At 72.0% G+C, this 16,966-nt stretch carries 3 protein-coding genes; 1 reads left to right on the top strand and 2 read right to left on the bottom strand.

The features are described 5' to 3' along the window. The first annotated feature begins 93 nt into the window (after window positions 1-93). Window positions 94-16,419, top strand: a complete 16,326-nt coding sequence (locus ON31_RS26075; RefSeq protein ID WP_039817421.1) for a non-ribosomal peptide synthetase — start codon at window positions 94-96, stop codon at window positions 16,417-16,419. 4 nt (window positions 16,420-16,423) lie between these two features. Here ON31_RS26075 and ON31_RS26070 read toward each other — a convergent pair whose 3' ends face one another. Beyond that, complete coding sequence (locus tag ON31_RS26070) at window positions 16,424-16,639, bottom strand: hypothetical protein (protein ID WP_228807818.1); 216 nt, start codon at window positions 16,637-16,639, stop codon at window positions 16,424-16,426. A gap of 107 nt (window positions 16,640-16,746) precedes the next feature. Next, the gene (locus tag ON31_RS38205; protein ID WP_039817420.1) at window positions 16,747-16,965 is read right to left on the bottom strand and encodes a zinc ribbon domain-containing protein; all 219 of its coding nucleotides are present in this window, start codon (window positions 16,963-16,965) and stop codon (window positions 16,747-16,749) included. Window position 16,966: the final 1 nt, after the last annotated feature.

The raw sequence follows: 16,966 nt of genomic DNA, 5'->3' as shown, positions 1-16,966 counted from the left end.
GCCCCCAGAATCGATGTCTTCCCGGTCACTCACGGCCGGGTCCGTCGGTATCTACACACCACGGGCTCGACGCGAGAGGATTGCAGTACTCGAATGGACAGGGTTCGTCGCACCGTTCGAGAACGCAGCCGCCGCCGGTCCAGCAGCCCGCTGTTCGTACAGCTGCTCACCAGCGCGATCGAGAGCGCGTCGGATTCCATTGCCATCAGCTATGACCCGACCGGGGAGGTCGGCGCCCGGCGGGAGATCAGCTATCTGGAGCTGGACGCGTCGTCGTCGCGGCTGGCACGGGAGCTGATCGCCCGGGGCGTCGGGCCGGGCGACGTGGTTGCCATCGGGTTCACCCGCTCGGTCGAATCGGTACTGGCGGTCTGGGCCGTCGCCAAGACCGGTGCCGCGTACGTGCCGGTCGATCCGACGCTGCCGCCGGAGCGCGCCGCGTTCATCGTGGCGGACTCGGGTGCGGTGCTCGGGGTGACCGGGACGCTGCCGACCGGACTCGATACCGCGATCGACTGGCTCGAACTGGATGATCCGGCGCAGCGGGAGCGGATCGCACGGCAGCCCGCACATCCGGTGTCCTATGTGGACCGGGTGCGCACCCTGTCCGAACGGCATCCGGCCTATGTCATCTACACCTCGGGCTCCACCGGTCGCCCGAAGGGCGTCGTGGTGACCCACACCGGTCTCGCGCCGCTGGTGGCGGCCGCGCGCGAACGCTATCGTGTGGACGCCCACTCCCGGGTGCTGCACGTCTGCTCCCCGAATTTCGATGTCTCCGTACTGGAATTGCTGCTCGCGTTCAGCACCGGCGCGACCCTGGTGATCGCGCCCCCGACCGCCTTCGGCGGCGACGATCTCGCCCGGCTGCTGCGGAGCGCGCGGGTGACCCATATGCTCATCACCCCGGCGGCGCTGGAGACGGTCGATCCGGCCGGACTGGACGAGCTGCGGGTCGTGGTGGTGGCCGGTGACGCGTTCGGACCGACCCTGGTGCGCCGGTGGGCGGCCGGGCGGTCGTTCTGCAACGGCTACGGCCCCACCGAGGCGACGGTGCTCGCGACCAGCAGCGAGGCGCTCATCGCGGACGAGCCCGTCACCATCGGCACGGCGCTCCCGGGTATCGGTGCGGCGGTGCTGGATTCGCGGCTGCGGCCGGTACCCGACGATGTGGTCGGTGAGCTCTACCTGTCCGGCCCCGCACTGGCGCAGGGGTATCTCGGACGGCCGGGGCTGACGGCCGAGCGGTTCATGGCCGGACCGTTCGCCGGGGCGGGCGCACGGATGTACCGCACCGGAGATCTGGTGCGCCGCCGCGCGGACGGCGCGCTCGAATACGTGGGCCGCTCGGATTTCCAGGTGAAGATCCGCGGTTTCCGGGTCGAACTGGGCGAGATCGACGCCGTTCTCACCGCGCACCCCGATATCGACTTCGCGACCACGCTGGGCACCCGCGCCCCGTCCGGGGCGACGGTGCTGGTGTCGTATGTGCTGCCGCGCGACGGCGTCGCCGTGGACACGGGCGAGCTCGCCGCCTTCGCGGGGGCTTCGCTGCCGGGCCATATGGTGCCGTCGGCCGTCATCGCGCTCGACTCGATTCCACTGACACCCAACGGGAAACTGGACCGGCGGGCGCTGCCGGAGCCGGTCTTCGAGACGACGGTGTCGCGAGATCCGGTGGGACCGCTGGAAACCCGCATCGCCGAACTGTTCACCCAGGTGCTCGGGGTGCGGGTCGGCGCGGAGGACTCGTTCTTCGCCGTGGGCGGTGACAGCATCCTCTCGATCCAGCTGGTCTCGCGGGCGCGCACGGCCGGAATCGTCTTCACGCCGCGCGATGTGTTCGAACACCGCACTGTCGCCGCGTTGGCGCGGGTCGCGGTGGAGGGCGCGGACAAGGTGCCGACACTCGCGGAACTGCCCGGCGGCGGAGTCGGCGACATGCCGCTGACCCCGGTGCTCGCGGCGCATCTGGCCGACGGCCGCTCGTACGGACGGTTCACCCAGCAACTGGTGCTCGCCCTGCCCGAGCGGGTGGACCGGGCCGGACTGGTCGCCGTGCTGACCGCGGTCCTGGACCACCACGACATGTTGCGTGCCCGGGTGCGGCGCATGGACGGCCGCTGGGAACTGCGCGCCCTGCCGCCCGGTGCGATGGCCGCGGGTGAGCTGCTCATCCGCGTGGACGCCCCCGCCGACCGCACGGTCGACGAGTTGGGCGAGATCGCCGGTGCCGCACTGGACTCCGCGCTCGACAACCTCGACCCGGCCACCGGTCGGATGATCGCCTGCGTCTGGCTGTCCCGCCCGGACGGCCCCGACGCACTCGTGCTCGCCGCCAATCACTATGTGATCGACGGTGTTTCGTGGCGCATCCTGATCTCGGACCTGGTCACCGCCTGGGCGCAGCACACGGCGGGCGGGCCGATCGCTCTGCCCGCGGTCGGCACCTCCTTCCGGCGTTGGGCGCACGGCCTGTCCGAGGTCGCGGCCACCCGCGCCGACGAACTCGAGCACTGGCTGCGGACCCTGGCGATCGCCGATCCCCCGCTCGGCACCCGGCCGCTGGACCCGCGCGTCGACACCGCGGCGACCGTCCGGCAGTTCAGTGTCGAACTGCCGCCCGCCGTCACCCACGCGGTGCTGACCGACCTACGCACCCGCTATCGGGGCGGCGTCGACGACGGCCTGCTGGCGGCGCTGGCGCTGGCGGTGCGCACGTGGCGGGCCCGGCGTGGAATCGACAGCGCGGCAACGCGTATCCGACTCGAGGGACACGGCCGCGAGGAGCAGGTGGTGCCCGGCGCCGACCTGACGCGCACCGTCGGCTGGTTCACGAGCATGTATCCGGTGGCGCTGGATCTGTCCGGCATCGACACCGAGGCCGCCTGGCAGGGTGGGGCCGCGACCGCCGCGCTGCTGAAGGCGGTGAAGGAACAGCTCATCGCGGTACCCGACCACGGCATCGGCTTCGGCATCCTGCGGTATCTGCACCCGGACGCCGGGACCCGACTCGCCGGTGACCTGGGGCAGATCGGCTTCAACTATCTCGGCCGCGTCTCGGCGGGCGATATCCCCGATGCCCTGGCCGACGGCGGTTGGCTGCCCACCGCCGACTGGGGTGAGCCGCGCGCGCACCAGGATCCGACCATGCCCGCACCCGCGGTGGTGGATGTCAACGCGGTGGTGGCCGAGGGTGAGAACGGTGCGCGGCTGTCCGCGTCGTTCGCCTACGCCGCCGAGATCCTCGACGAGGCGGCCGTGCGCGAGCTGGCCGCGGACTGGGTGGCGGCGCTGACCGTCCTCGCCGATCACGCGCACGATCCGACGGCCGGTGGCCTGACCCCGTCCGACGTCCCGCTGGTGCGGGTCCGCCAGGGCGAGCTCGAGCACTGGCAGACGTCCTATCCGGGGCTGGCGGACGTGCTGCCGCTGTCCCCGCTCCAGCTCGGGCTGCTGTTCCTCACCCAGGTGTCGGAGGCCCAGGCCGATCCGTATCTGCTCCAGTGGGCCATGGAACTGTCCGGCGCGGTCGATCTGGAGCGGCTGCGGCGGGCCGCGCAGGGCATGCTCGACCGGCACGCGGTGCTGCGCACCGCCTTCGTCACCACCGCCGACGGCACCCCGGTGCAACTGGTGGCCGAGGGCGTGGCGGTGCCGTGGAGCGTGCTCGACGGACCCGACACCGATCCGGCGGCGCTGCTGTCCGCCGAGCAACGGCGCGGATTCGATCTCACGGTTCCCCCGCTGCTGCGGTTCACGGTGTACCGCACCGATTCCGGGCGCACCCATCTGGTGTTGACCGCGCACCATCTGCTGCTGGACGGCTGGTCCATGCCGCTGCTCATGAAGGAGCTACTGCTTTCCTATGCGGCGCACGGTGATTCGACGGTGCTGCCGCCGGTACGCCCGTATCGCGACTATCTCGCGTGGCTGGCGCACCGCGATCGGGACGCCGCCACCCAGGCGTGGCGCACCGCGCTGGAAGGCGTGTCGCCGACCCGGGTGAGCACGGTTCTCACCGGACCCACGGAACCGGATGCCGGACACGGGGTGTGCGCCGCCGACCTGACCGAGACCGAGACCGCCGCACTGCTCGACGCGGCCGCGGCCGCCGAGGTCACCGTCAACACGGTGGTGCAGGCGGCCTGGGGGCTGGTGCTGGCGAGCTGTGTGGGACGCGACGACGTGGTCTTCGGCGCGGTGGTCTCCGGACGGCCGCCCCAGCTCGACGGCGTCGACGATATGGTCGGCCTGTTCGCGAACACCATTCCGGTGCGGGTGCGCGTCGACGCCGACGAACCGGTACTGCACCTGCTGACCAGACTCCAGCACGAACAGGCCGCACTGCTCGACGCGCATCACATGGGCCTCACCGAGATTCAGCGCACCGCGGGTGCGGGCGAGCTGTTCGACTCGCTGCTGGCCTTCGAGTCCTACCCGGCGGACGCGGACGGACTGCGGCAGGCGTACGGCACCATCGACGGCCTGGAGATCGACGGCCTCCGGGCGGTGAACTTCACGCACTATCCGGTGGCCGTCGAGGTCGAGGTGGGAGCGCGGGTGCGCATCGCGGTGCAGTACCGCCGCGATACCGTCACGGCCGCGTGCGCGCAGGCGCTGGCGGACCGATTGCGGTCACTGGTCGGGGAATTCGTGGCGGCACCCGAGCGCACGCCCGCAGAGCTGGCGGCGCGGCTCGACGCCGGTGGCGACATGATCGCCCACGTCCGCTATTGGCGGGCGGCGCTCGCCGAGCTGCCCGAGGAGTTGAATCTGCCGGTGGATCGGCCGCGCACCGCCGCGGGCACCACCACCGTCGCACGGCTCGAGATCGACCTCGACGCCGAAATACGGCGGCTGCTCCCGGATTTCGCGCGATCCCGGGGCACCACCGTGTTCACCGTCGCGCACGCCGCCTTCGCGGTGCTACTCGCCCGGCTGTCGGGCGCTACCGATATCGCCATCGGCGCTCCGACCGCCGCGACTTCGGCCGATATCGTGATGCTGCGGACCGCCGTGCCCGGTGGCGACGGTTTCGAACGGCTCGTCGCCCACGCCGACGACAGTGCCCGACAGGCCTTCGCGCACGCGGACCTGCCCTTCGACGGCCCCGTGCGGACCATGGTGTCCGCCGGGCCCGCGCTCCCCGACCGCTCCTGCGAGTTGACGCTGCGGCTGCCCGAGCACGGCCGCACCGTCGAATTCGGTTATGCGCCGGAGCTGTTCGACCGGCCTACCGTCGAGGTGTTCGCGCGGCGCTTCCGACGCCTGCTCCGCGCCGCCCTCCGGGAGCCGTCGCGACCGGTCGGCGATCTGCCGCTGCTGGCGGCCGACGAACTGGCCCTGCTGACCGCGGTGGCCCCCGACGCCGTCATGGCCACCGGTCTGCTGCCGGACCTGCTCAGCCGCGGGCTGGCGCTGGGCGCGGACCGGGTGGCGGTGCGTTACCGGGGCCGCTCCCTCGATTACGGCGAACTCGACTCCGCCAGTTCGCGATTGGCGCGCCTGCTGATCGACCGGGGCGTCGGCCCGGAGCAGGTGGTCGCCGTGGCGCTGCCGCGCTCCACCGAGATGGTGCTCACCGTGCTGGCCGTCGCCAAGGCCGGTGGCGCGCACGTCCCGGTCGACCCGGCCCATCCGGTCGAGCGCATGCGGCACATGGTGACCGATTCCGGTGCGGCACTGGGCATCACCACCACCGAGTACGCCGACCGGCTGCCCGGTGACATCCCCTGGCTGCTGCTCGACGATCCGGACATCGAGCGGGACCGCGCGGCGCGGTCCGGCGACGCGGTCTCCGACGCCGAGCGCCGTGCGTCACTGCGCATGCACAATCCCGCCTACGTCATCTACACCTCGGGTTCGACGGGCCTACCCAAGGGCGTCACCGTCACCCATACGGGTCTGGGCGGTCTGCTCGACGAGGCGGTGCGGCGCTACGAGCTGGAGCCGCACCACCGCTTCCTGCACATCTGCTCACCGAGTTTCGATCCGTCGGTCCTGGAGTGGCTGTGCGCGCTGTCGGTGGGCGCGACGCTGGTCATCACGCCGCCGGAGATCATCGGCGGCACCGAGCTGGCCGAGCTGCTGCGCACCGAGGCGGTCACCCACGCCATCATCACCCCCGCCGTCCTGGGCACCGTCGATCCGACCGGACTGGACGCGCTGGCGGTGCTGTCGGTGGGCGGCGATGTGACGACCCCCGAGCTGCTGGCCCGCTGGCAGCCGGGGCGGCGCTATCTGAACGGTTACGGCCCGACCGAGACCACCATCATCTCCTCCTACGCGGAACTGGAACCGGGACAGCGCATTACGATCGGCGAGCCGGTGCGCGGCATGTCCGCGCTGGTGCTCGACGCCCGCCTGCGGCCCGTTCCGCCGGGCGTCGCGGGTGAGCTGTATCTGGCGGGCGGCGGCCTGGCCCGTGGCTATCGCAACCGGCCCGGGGCGACCGCCGCCCGCTTCCTCGCCGATCCGTGGGGTGAACCGGGCGCGCGCATGTACCGCACCGGTGACGTGGTGCGCTGGTACGCCGCGCCGCACGAACGCGCCGGGAATGTCGCCGATCCCGCGGTGTGCTGGCAGCTCGACTACGTCGGCCGCACCGACAACCAGGTCAAGGTGCGCGGCTTCCGGGTGGAACTCGGTGAGATCGACGCGGTGCTGACCGCGCACGCCGATATCGACTTCGCGGTCACCCTGGGCCGGACACTGCCGTCGGGAGCCACCGCACTGGTGTCGTATGTCCGCGCGGCACCGGGCCGCACGGTCGACACCGCCGCCCTCACCACCCATGCCGCGGCTGTGCTGCCCGCGCATATGGTGCCCGCCGCGGTGCTGGTGATCGACGAGGTGCCGCTGACCGCCCACGGCAAACTCGATCACCGCGCCCTGCCGGAACCGGTGTTCGCGACGGCGGTGACGCGCGCGCCCCGGGGGCCGGTCGAGACCCGGCTGGCCGAATTGTTCGCCCAGGTGCTCGGCGTCGCGTCGGTCGGCGTGGACGAGTCCTTCTTCGCCGTCGGCGGCGACAGCATCATGTCCATCCAGCTGGTGTCGCGGGCCAAGGCGGCGGGCATCGTCTTCACCGCCCGGGACGTGTTCGAACAGCGCACCGTGGCCGCCCTGGCCCGGGTGGCGAGCGTGGGATGCGATGCGGCGCCACCGGCACTGGCGGAGCTACCCGGCGGGGGCGTGGGTGAGATCCCGCTGACCCCGGTACTCGCGGAATTCCTGGCCGCCGGTTCCGCCGACCGATTCGCGCAGACCGTGGTGCTGGCGCTGCCGGAGGGCATCGACCGAACCGGACTGGTCGCCACGCTGGGTGCGGTGCTGGACCGACACGAGATCCTGCGCTCCCGGGTGTGGCGGGACGCGGACCGCTGGCGGTTCGAGACGCTGCCGCGCCCCGCTGTCGACGCCGAAACGCTGATCACGGACACGGCGGTGCCCGCGGACGTCGAACGCGCGGAACTAGCCCGGATCGGCGGTGCCGCGGTCGATTCCGCCCTGGCGGCGCTGTCCCCCGCCACCGGCCGGATGCTCGCCTGGGTGTGGCTGCGCCGCCCCGACGCCGCCGACGTGCTCGTCATCGCCGCGCACCACTATGTGATCGACGGCGTGTCGTGGCGCATCCTCATTCCCGACCTGGCCACGGCATGGACGCAGTACGCGGCCGGGCGACCGATCGCGCTGCCGCCGACCGGTACGTCCTTCCGTCGCTGGGCGCACGGGCTGGTGGACGCGGCCCGCGACCGCGTCGGCGATATCGACTACTGGCTACGGGTGCTGGCCACCCCGGACCCGCCGCTGGGCGCGCGGGCACTCGATCCCACCGTCGACACGCAGGCCACGCTGCGGTCGGTCACGGTGCCGGTACCGGCGGAGATCACCGAGGCGGTCCTCACCACCCTGCCCGCCCGCTATCGCGGCGGCGTCAATGACGGGCTGCTGGCGGCGCTGGCCATGGCGGTGCGCGCCTGGCGGTCCCGGCGTGGCATCGCGGTCCCGGTGACCCGAATCCGGTTGGAGGGCCACGGGCGCGAGGAAACCGTGGTGCCCGGCGCGGACCTGAACCGCACCCTGGGCTGGTTCACCAGCGTGCATCCGGTGGCGATCGACCTGACCGGGCTGCCGGACACCGATCCGGGAGCGGTGGTCAAATCCGTCAAGGAACAGCTGCTCGCGGTGCCGGACAAGGGGATCGGCTTCGGCCTGCTGCGTCACCTCGAACCCACCGCCGCCGACCGGCTCAGCGGGGATATCGGCCAGCTCGGCTTCAACTATCTCGGCCGCACGGGCGTATCCGCCGACGCCGTCGCGCACGACTGGATGCCGACCGCCGCCCTTGGCGACATCGAGGTCGACCACGACCCCGCCCTGGCGCTCGGCACCGTCGTCGATATCAACGCGATCACCGCCGAGACACCCGACGGCCCCCGGCTGGAACTCGGATTCGGCTATGCGAGCGGCATTCTCGACGAAGCCGCGGTGACCGAGCTGGCCGCCGACTTCGTGGCCGCGCTCACCACGTTGGCCGATCATGTGCGCGATCCCGCGGCCGGCGGGCTCACCCCGTCCGATGTGCCGCTGGTACGGGTGTCCCAGGCCGAGCTGGACCGTTGGCACGCCGACCATCCGGGCCTGTCGGACGTGCTGCCGCTGGCGCCGCTGCAGGATTCGCTGCGGGTGCTCATGGAATTGCTCGACGGCTCTGTCGACGCCTACATCATCCAGCTCGCCGTGCGCCTCACCGGAGACCTCGACACTCCCCGGCTGCGCCGCGCCGCGCGCGCCATGCTGGACCGGCACGCGAATCTGCGTTCCGCCTTCGTCGCCGCCGCGGACGGCACCCCGGTCCAGGTGGTGGTGGACGACCTGGAGGTACCGCTGCGGGTCGTCGAGGGCGTCACCGAGACCGAACTGCCGGAGCTGATCGCCGCCGAGCAGCGCCGCGGTTTCGACCCCGCGCTCGCGCCGCTGCTGCGATTCACGGTGTACGCCACCGATTCCGGGACGCGCCACCTCGTGCTCACCGGCCATCACATCCTGCTCGACGGCTGGTCCATGCCACTGCTCATGCGGGAGCTGCTGGTGCTGTACGCGACCGGCGGCGACACCGCGGCGCTGCCACCGGTCCGGCCGTATCGCGACTATCTGCGCTGGCTCGCCCAGCAGGATCGCCCGGCCGCAGCGCGCGCCTGGTCCGAGGCGCTGACCGCCGCCACCCCCACCCTGCTCGCCCCCGAGCTGACCTGGCCCGCCGCGACCGGAACCGGTTTCGGGCGCTGTGATGTCGAGCTGTCGAACGAGCAGACCGCCGCGCTCACCGCCTACGCCGCCGCGGCCGAGGTGACCGCCAATACGGTGCTCCAGACGGCGTGGGGGCTGACCATCGCGGGCAGCACCGGTCGCGAGGACGTACTCTTCGGGGCCACCGTCTCCGGCCGGCCCGCGCAGCTCGACGGCATCGGTGAGATGATCGGCCTGTTCGTGGACGCCATTCCGGTGCGCGTCCGCTTCGACGCGGTGACCACCGCGCGGTCGCTGATGGACGGTGTGCAGGCCGAGCAGGCCGCCCTGCTGGACCATCACCACCTGGGGCTCGGCGCCATTCAGCGTGCGGTCGGACGCGGTGAATTGTTCGACACCATGCTGGTTTTCGAGTCCTACCCGGTGGATGTGGCGGGGCTGCGGCGGGCCGGTGCGGCCATCGACGGGCTGCGGATCGAGGACATCGAGGCCGAGGACTTCACGCACTATCCGATCACGGTGCTGGTCTTCCTGGAACAGCGCACGCTGATGCGGGTGAAGTACCGGCGCGACCTGGTCGCCGACGAGACGGCGCGGGCCGTCGCCGACCGGCTGCACCGGGTGCTGACCGGGCTGCTCGCGGACCCGGACCGCACGGCCGCCGCCTTCGCCCGGGAACTCGATCGCGAATCCGGCGACACGATCTCGCGCTCCCGCTACTGGCGTACCGCGCTGGCCGGACTGCCCGAGCGACCGGAACTGCCGGTGCACCGGGCCGCTGGCACGAATTTTCGTGGGCGCGTGACCTTCTCGGTCCCCGCCCCGGTTCGGGAGGGACTGCACCGGCTCGCGGACTGCACCGGGGTGGCCTGGACCACGGTGGTACGCACGGCCGTGGCGGCGGCGATCGGGCGGCTGGCGGGTGTCGACGATATCGCGCTGGGCACCCCGCGGCCGGGCGGCGACCGCGCCGAACTGGTACTGCGGACGCGGGTGGACAACGCCACCCCCTTCCGAGACCTGCTTCCCCGGGCGCACCGCGACGCGGTGGCGGCGTTCGAGCACGCCGATATCGGGCTCGACGAGGTCGCCGCGCTGATCGCCGCCCGGCAGCCGCTGTTCCGGGTGGCGCTGTCATTCCAGCGTCCACCGGACCCGCATGCCGATGTGGCGCTGAGCATGTCGTCCGACGGCCAGGGTGAGCTGGCATTCGCCGCCCGGGTCTTAGACACCGACGGCGCGACAGTCTTCGCCCGGCGGGTGGTCCGGATGCTCGCGGCGGTCGCCGAGCGACCCGACACCCGGGTGGCGGATCTGCCCCTGCTCGTCGACGACGAGTACGAGCGCCTCACCCGCATGGGCGGCGGGGTGCCGTCCGTCGTGGGCGCGCTGCCCGATCTGCTCACTCGGGGAACCGAATTCGGCCGAGATCGCGTCGCCGTACGCGCGGACGGTCGCTCGTACACCTACGGCGAGCTAGACGACTACTCCTCCCGGCTGGCGCGGGTGCTGATCGAGCGCGGCGTGGGGCCGGACACCGTGGTGGCGCTGGCATTGCGGCGCTCCTACCGCATGGTGGCGGCCATCTGGGCGGTCGCCAAGGCCGGTGGCGCGTATCTGCCACTGGACCCCACCCATCCGGTGGAGCGCATCCGGCTCATGCTGACCGATTCCGAAGCCGCCCTGGGGATCACGCTCACCGACCAGCTGCCCGCACTGCCCGACACCGCAGACTGGCTGACGCTCGACGATCCCGCCGTGTGCGCGGATCGGTCCCCGGCGGCGGTGACCGACGCGGATCGCCGTGCGCCGCTGCGTCCGTCCCACGCGGCGTACGTGATCTACACCTCCGGATCGACGGGCCGCCCCAAGGGCGTCACCGTCACCCACGCCGGACTCGGCGCACTCGTCGGCCACTCCGCCGAACTGCTGCGGCTCGACCCCGATTCCCGCATGCTGCACGTCTGTTCGCCCTGCTTCGACCAATCGCTCGAGGAGATCGCCACCGCCTGCTACAGCGGCGCCACCCTGGTGCTCGCCCCGGCGGATACGGTCGGCGGCGCCGAACTGCACGAGTTGCTGCGCGCCGAGCGGGTGACGCACACCATCATCACGCCCGCCCTGCTCGACACCGTCGACCCGACCGGGCTCGACGACCTCGCGGTGGTGTCCGCGGGCGGCGAGGCCACCACCCCGGACCTGCTGGCCCGCTGGCAGCCGGGGCGGCGCTTCCTCAACGGCTACGGCCCCACCGAGGCCACCATCGGCGCGACCTACACCACGCTGCGGGCGGGCGAACCGGTGTCGATCGGCCGCCCGATACCCGGCGGCTGGGCCGCGGTGCTCGACGACCGGCTGCGGCCGGTGCCACCGGGTGTGGTGGGCGAACTGTATCTGGCCGGTCCGGGCCTGGCGCGCGGCTATCACAACCGCCGCGCCACCACCGCCGAGCGATTCGTCGCGCACCCCTGGGGTGTGCCGGGCGAGCGCATGTACCGCACCGGCGATCTGGTGCGCTGGGTCGGCGTTCCGGCCGCCGGAGCGGTCGGCGGCACGCTGGAATACGTGGGCCGCACCGACTTCCAGGTCAAGGTTCGCGGATACCGCATCGAACTCGGCGAGATCGACGCGGTGCTCACCGCGCATCCGGAGGTGCGCGCCGCGGCGACCATCGGACGCGAGCAGGGCGACGGCGCGGCGTCCCTGGTGTCCTATGTGGTGGGCCACGCCGTCGATACGGCGGAGCTGACCCGCTGGGCGGCGGATCGCCTGCCGTCGTACATGGTGCCCGCGGCCATTGTCGCGCTGGATGCGCTTCCCCTGACCGCCGTCGGCAAGCTCGACCGAAAGGCGTTGCCCGAACCGAGTTTCCGCCCGCGCGCGTACCGAGCGCCCGCGACCGTGCCCGAGTGGACCGTCGCGGCGGTGTTCGCCGGGGTGCTCGGGCTCGAGCAGGTCGGCGCGGACGACGACTTCTTCGCGCTGGGCGGCAACTCGCTGCTCGCCACCCGGGTCAGCGCCCGGCTCGGCGCGGCGGCCGGTGCGCCGGTGCCGGTGCGGCTGGTGTTCACCGCGCCGACCGTCGCGGGCCTGGCGTCCGAACTGGCGACCATCGGCGGCGCTCCGGCACGTCCCGCACTGGTGGCGGGTCCACGGCCGGAACGGATTCCGCTGTCTCCCGCGCAGCGGCGGATGTGGTTCCTCAACCGGTTCGACGCCGAATCCGCCGCCTACAACATCCCGGTCGCGCTGCGTATCAGCGGCGCGGTGGATATCGAGGCCATGCGACGGGCGTTCACCGATCTGGTGCTGCGCCACGAGATTCTGCGCACCGTCTACCCGCACCACGACGATGGTCCGGTGCAGGTCGTGCTGCCGCCCGAGGACGGCGGCGTACCTCGGCTCGAGGTGGACACGCTGCCCGCCGCCGAGGTCGTGTCGGCGGTCGCCGCCCTAGCGGCGACCGAATTCGACGTGACAGCGCGGGTGCCGCTGCGGGCGGCGCTGTGGCGGGTGGACGCCGACGAATTCGTGCTGGCCCTGGTCGTCAACCACATCAGCGGTGACGGCTACTCGGGCGGGCCGCTCACCCGAGATCTGGTGGCGGCCTACGCGGCTCGCGCCGCGGGCCGGGCGCCGGAGTGGAGCCCGCTGCCCGTGCAGTACGCCGATTACGCGCTGTGGCAGCGCGACCTGCTCGGCAGCGAAGCGGATCCGAACTCACCGGCGGCCCGGCAGATCGCCTACTGGCGCGACGCACTCGCCGGATTGCCGGACCAGCTGGACCTGCCCGCGGACCGTCCGCGCCCGGCGGTGCGGTCGTACGCCGGTGGGCGGGTCGAGCTCGGTATCGACGCGAGCACCCATGCGGCGCTGGTGGAGCTGGGGCGCACGCGGGGCGCGACACTGTTCATGGTGGTGCATACCGCGTTCGCGCTGCTGCTGTCCCGGCTGTCGGGCAGCGACGACATCGCCGTCGGCACCCCTATCGCCGGGCGCGGTGCGACCGAACTGGACGATCTCATCGGCATGTTCGTCAACACCCTGGTCTTCCGCACCCGGGTGGAGGCGGATCTGGATTTCACCGAACTGCTGGATCGGCAGCGCGACACCGACATCCAAGCGTTCGCACACGCCGATGTGCCGTTCGAGCGGCTGGTCGAAGTGCTGAATCCGGCCCGGTCCACCGCCCGGCATCCGCTGTTCCAGGTGGGCCTGTCCTTCCAGAATCTGGCCCCGGTGGCGATGGAGCTGCCCGGCCTGCGGGTGACCGCACTGTCGGCCGATCGGCAGCTGTCCCAATTCGATCTGCACCTGATCCTGGCCGACGCCTACGACGCGCACGGTGCCCCCGCGGGCATCGGCGGCGCACTCACCTATGCCACGGATCTGTTCGACGAGTCGACCGCGCGGGGATTCGCGGACCGCTTCCTGCGGGTGCTCGACGCGGTGGTGGCCGATCCGCGCGTGCGGCTCGACGCCATCGATGTGCTGCTGCCCGCGGAACGGGCGCGCATGCGCTCGGTGTGCGACGACACCGCGCATCCGACGGATGCGACCGAGACGCTGGTGTCGCTGCTCGACGCCACGGTCGCGGCCACCCCCGACGCGGTCGCCGTGGTGGCCGCCGACGGTGAGCGCTGGACCTACCGCGATCTCGACGCCCGGGTGAACCGGCTGGCGCGACACCTGATCTCGCTCGGCGTCGGACCGGAATCACGGGTCGCGCTGGCCCTGCGGCGCTCCGTGCGACTGGTGGTCGCGATGTACGCGGTCAGCCGCGCCGGTGGCGCGTACGTGCCGGTGGATCCCGATCAACCCGCCACCCGCACCGACTACATCCTGACCACGGCGGCACCGGTGTGCGTGCTGACCGATGCCGCAACCGGTTTCGCCACCGCCGCCGCACCGGTGGTCACCGTGGACACGCTCGACGGCGATACGGCGAGCGCGGACCCGATCACGGCCGCCGAGCGGCGCGCGCCCGTGCGACCCGGCCATGCGGCCTATGTCGTCTTCACCTCGGGTTCCACCGGCCGCCCCAAGGGCGTGGTGGTGACCCACGGCGCGATTGTCAACCAGTTGCGCTGGAAGACAGCGGAATTCGGGATGTCCGCGGCAGACTCGGTGCTGGTGAAGACGGCGGCGACCTTCGACCTGTCGGTGTGGGAGTTCTGGGCCGCCGCCGCCTGTGGTGGCCGTCTGGTGCTCGCCGCGCCGGACGGGCACCGCGACCCGGCCCACCTCACCGCCCTCATGGTCCGCGAGGGCGTCACCACCCTGCATGCGGTGCCGTCCACGCTGGAGGCGCTGCTGACCGGGCGGCTACCCGACTCCCTGCGCCGCATTCTGGCCATCGGCGAGACGCTGCCCGCCGCACTCGCACACCGCTGCGCCGCCGCCGCACCGCGTGCGACCCTGGCCAACCTCTACGGCCCCACCGAGACGGCGGTGTCGATCACCAGCCATCGCGTCACCGCGGCCGATACCGCGTCGGTTCCGATCGGCGCACCGGTATGGAACAGTCGGGTGTACGTGCTGGACGCACGGCTGCGCCCGGTGCCGGTCGGTGTCCCCGGCGAGCTGTATCTGGCCGGGGCGCAGCTGGCGCGCGGCTATGTCGACCGGGCGCGGCTGACGGCCGAGCGCTTCGTCGCCGATCCGTTCCGACCGGGTGCGCGCATGTACCGCACCGGCGATGTGGTGGCGTGGACCGCGGCCGGTGAACTCGACCATCGGGGCCGCACCGACTTCCAGGTCAAGATCAACGGCTTCCGCATCGAACTCGGCGAGATCGATGCCGTGCTGACCGCGCATCCGGAGGTCGACGCCGCGGTCACCGTGGGTCGGGAAACCCCGGCCGGGGCAACGGTTCTGGTGTCGTATGTGGTCGGAGTCCGGGACGGCGCGACGGATTCGGCGCGGCTGCTCGCCTGGGCCGCCGCGGCGCTGCCCGCGCATATGGTGCCCGCCGCCGTCGTGGTGCTCGACCGGCTGCCGCTGACCTCGGTCGGCAAACTCGACCGAAACGCGCTGCCCGCACCGGAATTCGCGTCCCGCACCTACCGCGCCCCGGTGACGGCCCTGGAGACCACGGTCTGCGAGACCTTCGCCGATGTGCTGGGCCGCGATCGCATCGGCCTGGACGACAACTTCTTCGAGCTCGGCGGCAACTCTCTGCTCGCCACCGACCTGGTGGCCCGGCTGAGTACCGCCGTGGCCGAGGCGGTTCCGGTGCTGTGGATGTTCACCACGCCCACCCCGTCCGGCATCGTCGCACAGTTGCGCAACCGGGGCTCCGACAGTGCCGGTACCGAGGCCGCCTTCGATATCCTGCTGCCGCTGCACGGTGGCGACCCCGCCCGTGAACCGCTGTTCTGCGTCCATCCCATCGGCGGTGTCGCCTGGTCCTTCGCGGGGCTGGCGGCCCACACCGACCGACCGATCTACGGTCTGCAATCACCCGCACTCAGCTCTACCGCGCCCCTACCCGATTCGATCGAGGATTGGGCGCGGCTGTACGTCAAACATCTGCGCGCCGTACAGCCCGACGGGCCCTATCATCTGCTGGGCTGGTCGCTCGGCGGTGTACTCGCCCACGCCATGGCGGTCCAGCTCCAGGACGAGGGCGAGCGGGTCGCGCTGCTCGCGGTCATGGACAGCCACCTGCACCACACGTCGGCCGAAACACCCGGCGAACCGTCCCACGCCGACACACCCGGCACTGAAACACCCGGCACTGAAACACTCAGTGCCGCAAGGACGTCCGTCACCGTGGCGGATCTGCTCGGCGGGCTGTTGGGCGAGCGCGCCACCGACCTGGAGCCGGGCGACGATCCGGACCCGGCCCGACTGGCCGAGCTCATGCGCACGCTCCCGGAACCGTTCGGCTCCTTCGGCACCGACCGCATCGAACGCGTCGTCACCGCCGCGTTCGACTCCGCGGCCCTGGTCGCGGCCTACCGTGCGCGCCCCTTCACCGGTGATGTCGTCTACTTCACCGCCGCACTCGACGATCCGACCGGAACCAGCGGCGCGGCGACGTGGCGGGCGGCGGTCACCGGGATGATCCACAACCACCCGGTGTCCACCACGCACTGGCGGATGACCACAGATGCCGCTCTCCGCCGCATCGCCGCGGCGCTCGACGCCCGGCCCCGCTAGTCGATCACCGCCAGGGCAGACATCCCGCGGCGCGCAGCCGCGCCACCAGGCCGGAGTCGACCGTCGCGCTGGAACCCTGCCCGGCGGCGAGGGCCAGCGCCAGATCCGTACCCAGACCGGCGCCGATGGAGCAGCCGAGCAGGGTGATGTCGACGGATATCGTCTCGTCGCCGCCCCCGGGCGCGGGTTCGTCGGCTCCCGCCGTACCCGTCGCGGTCATGGTGCCGCGGCGAGCGCCGCGGCGATTACGCCAGCCTTGATCGTTCGCACGGCAGGCAGATTGACGTCCTTTCCCGCCTGAGGGCGGGAGATTCCGGTCTGCTGCGGCTAGGCCGCGCTCCCGGCGGGTTCCTGCTTCACCGCCGGTCGCTCGACCGGAGTCGAGACTGACACCAGCTCCACAGGCGTTGAACTCTCGGCCCGTCCGGCCGCGAGTATGTTGATGGCCGCGTTGAGATCGCGGTCGTGGGCCGTTCCACACGTGCACGTCCACTCGCGGACGTGCAGCGGTTGTTTCTCCCCGATCGCCCCGCACACCGAACACATT

The sequence above is a fragment of the Nocardia otitidiscaviarum NBRC 14405 genome (assembly GCF_000308635.1).
Lineage (GTDB): Bacteria > Actinomycetota > Actinomycetes > Mycobacteriales > Mycobacteriaceae > Nocardia > Nocardia otitidiscaviarum.
Note: the sequence above shows the minus strand (reverse complement) of the source record. Positions and strands in the feature narration are given on the sequence as shown.

Bases quoted from the DNA above. Each gene is read 5' to 3' on its own strand.
- ON31_RS26075 (WP_039817421.1), top strand. From the start codon at position 94: ATGGACAGGGTTCGTCGCACCGTTCGAGAACGCAGCCGCCGCCGGTCC.
- ON31_RS26070 (WP_228807818.1), bottom strand. From the start codon at position 16,639: ATGACCGCGACGGGTACGGCGGGAGCCGACGAACCCGCGCCCGGGGGC.
- ON31_RS38205 (WP_039817420.1), bottom strand. From the start codon at position 16,965: ATGTGTTCGGTGTGCGGGGCGATCGGGGAGAAACAACCGCTGCACGTC.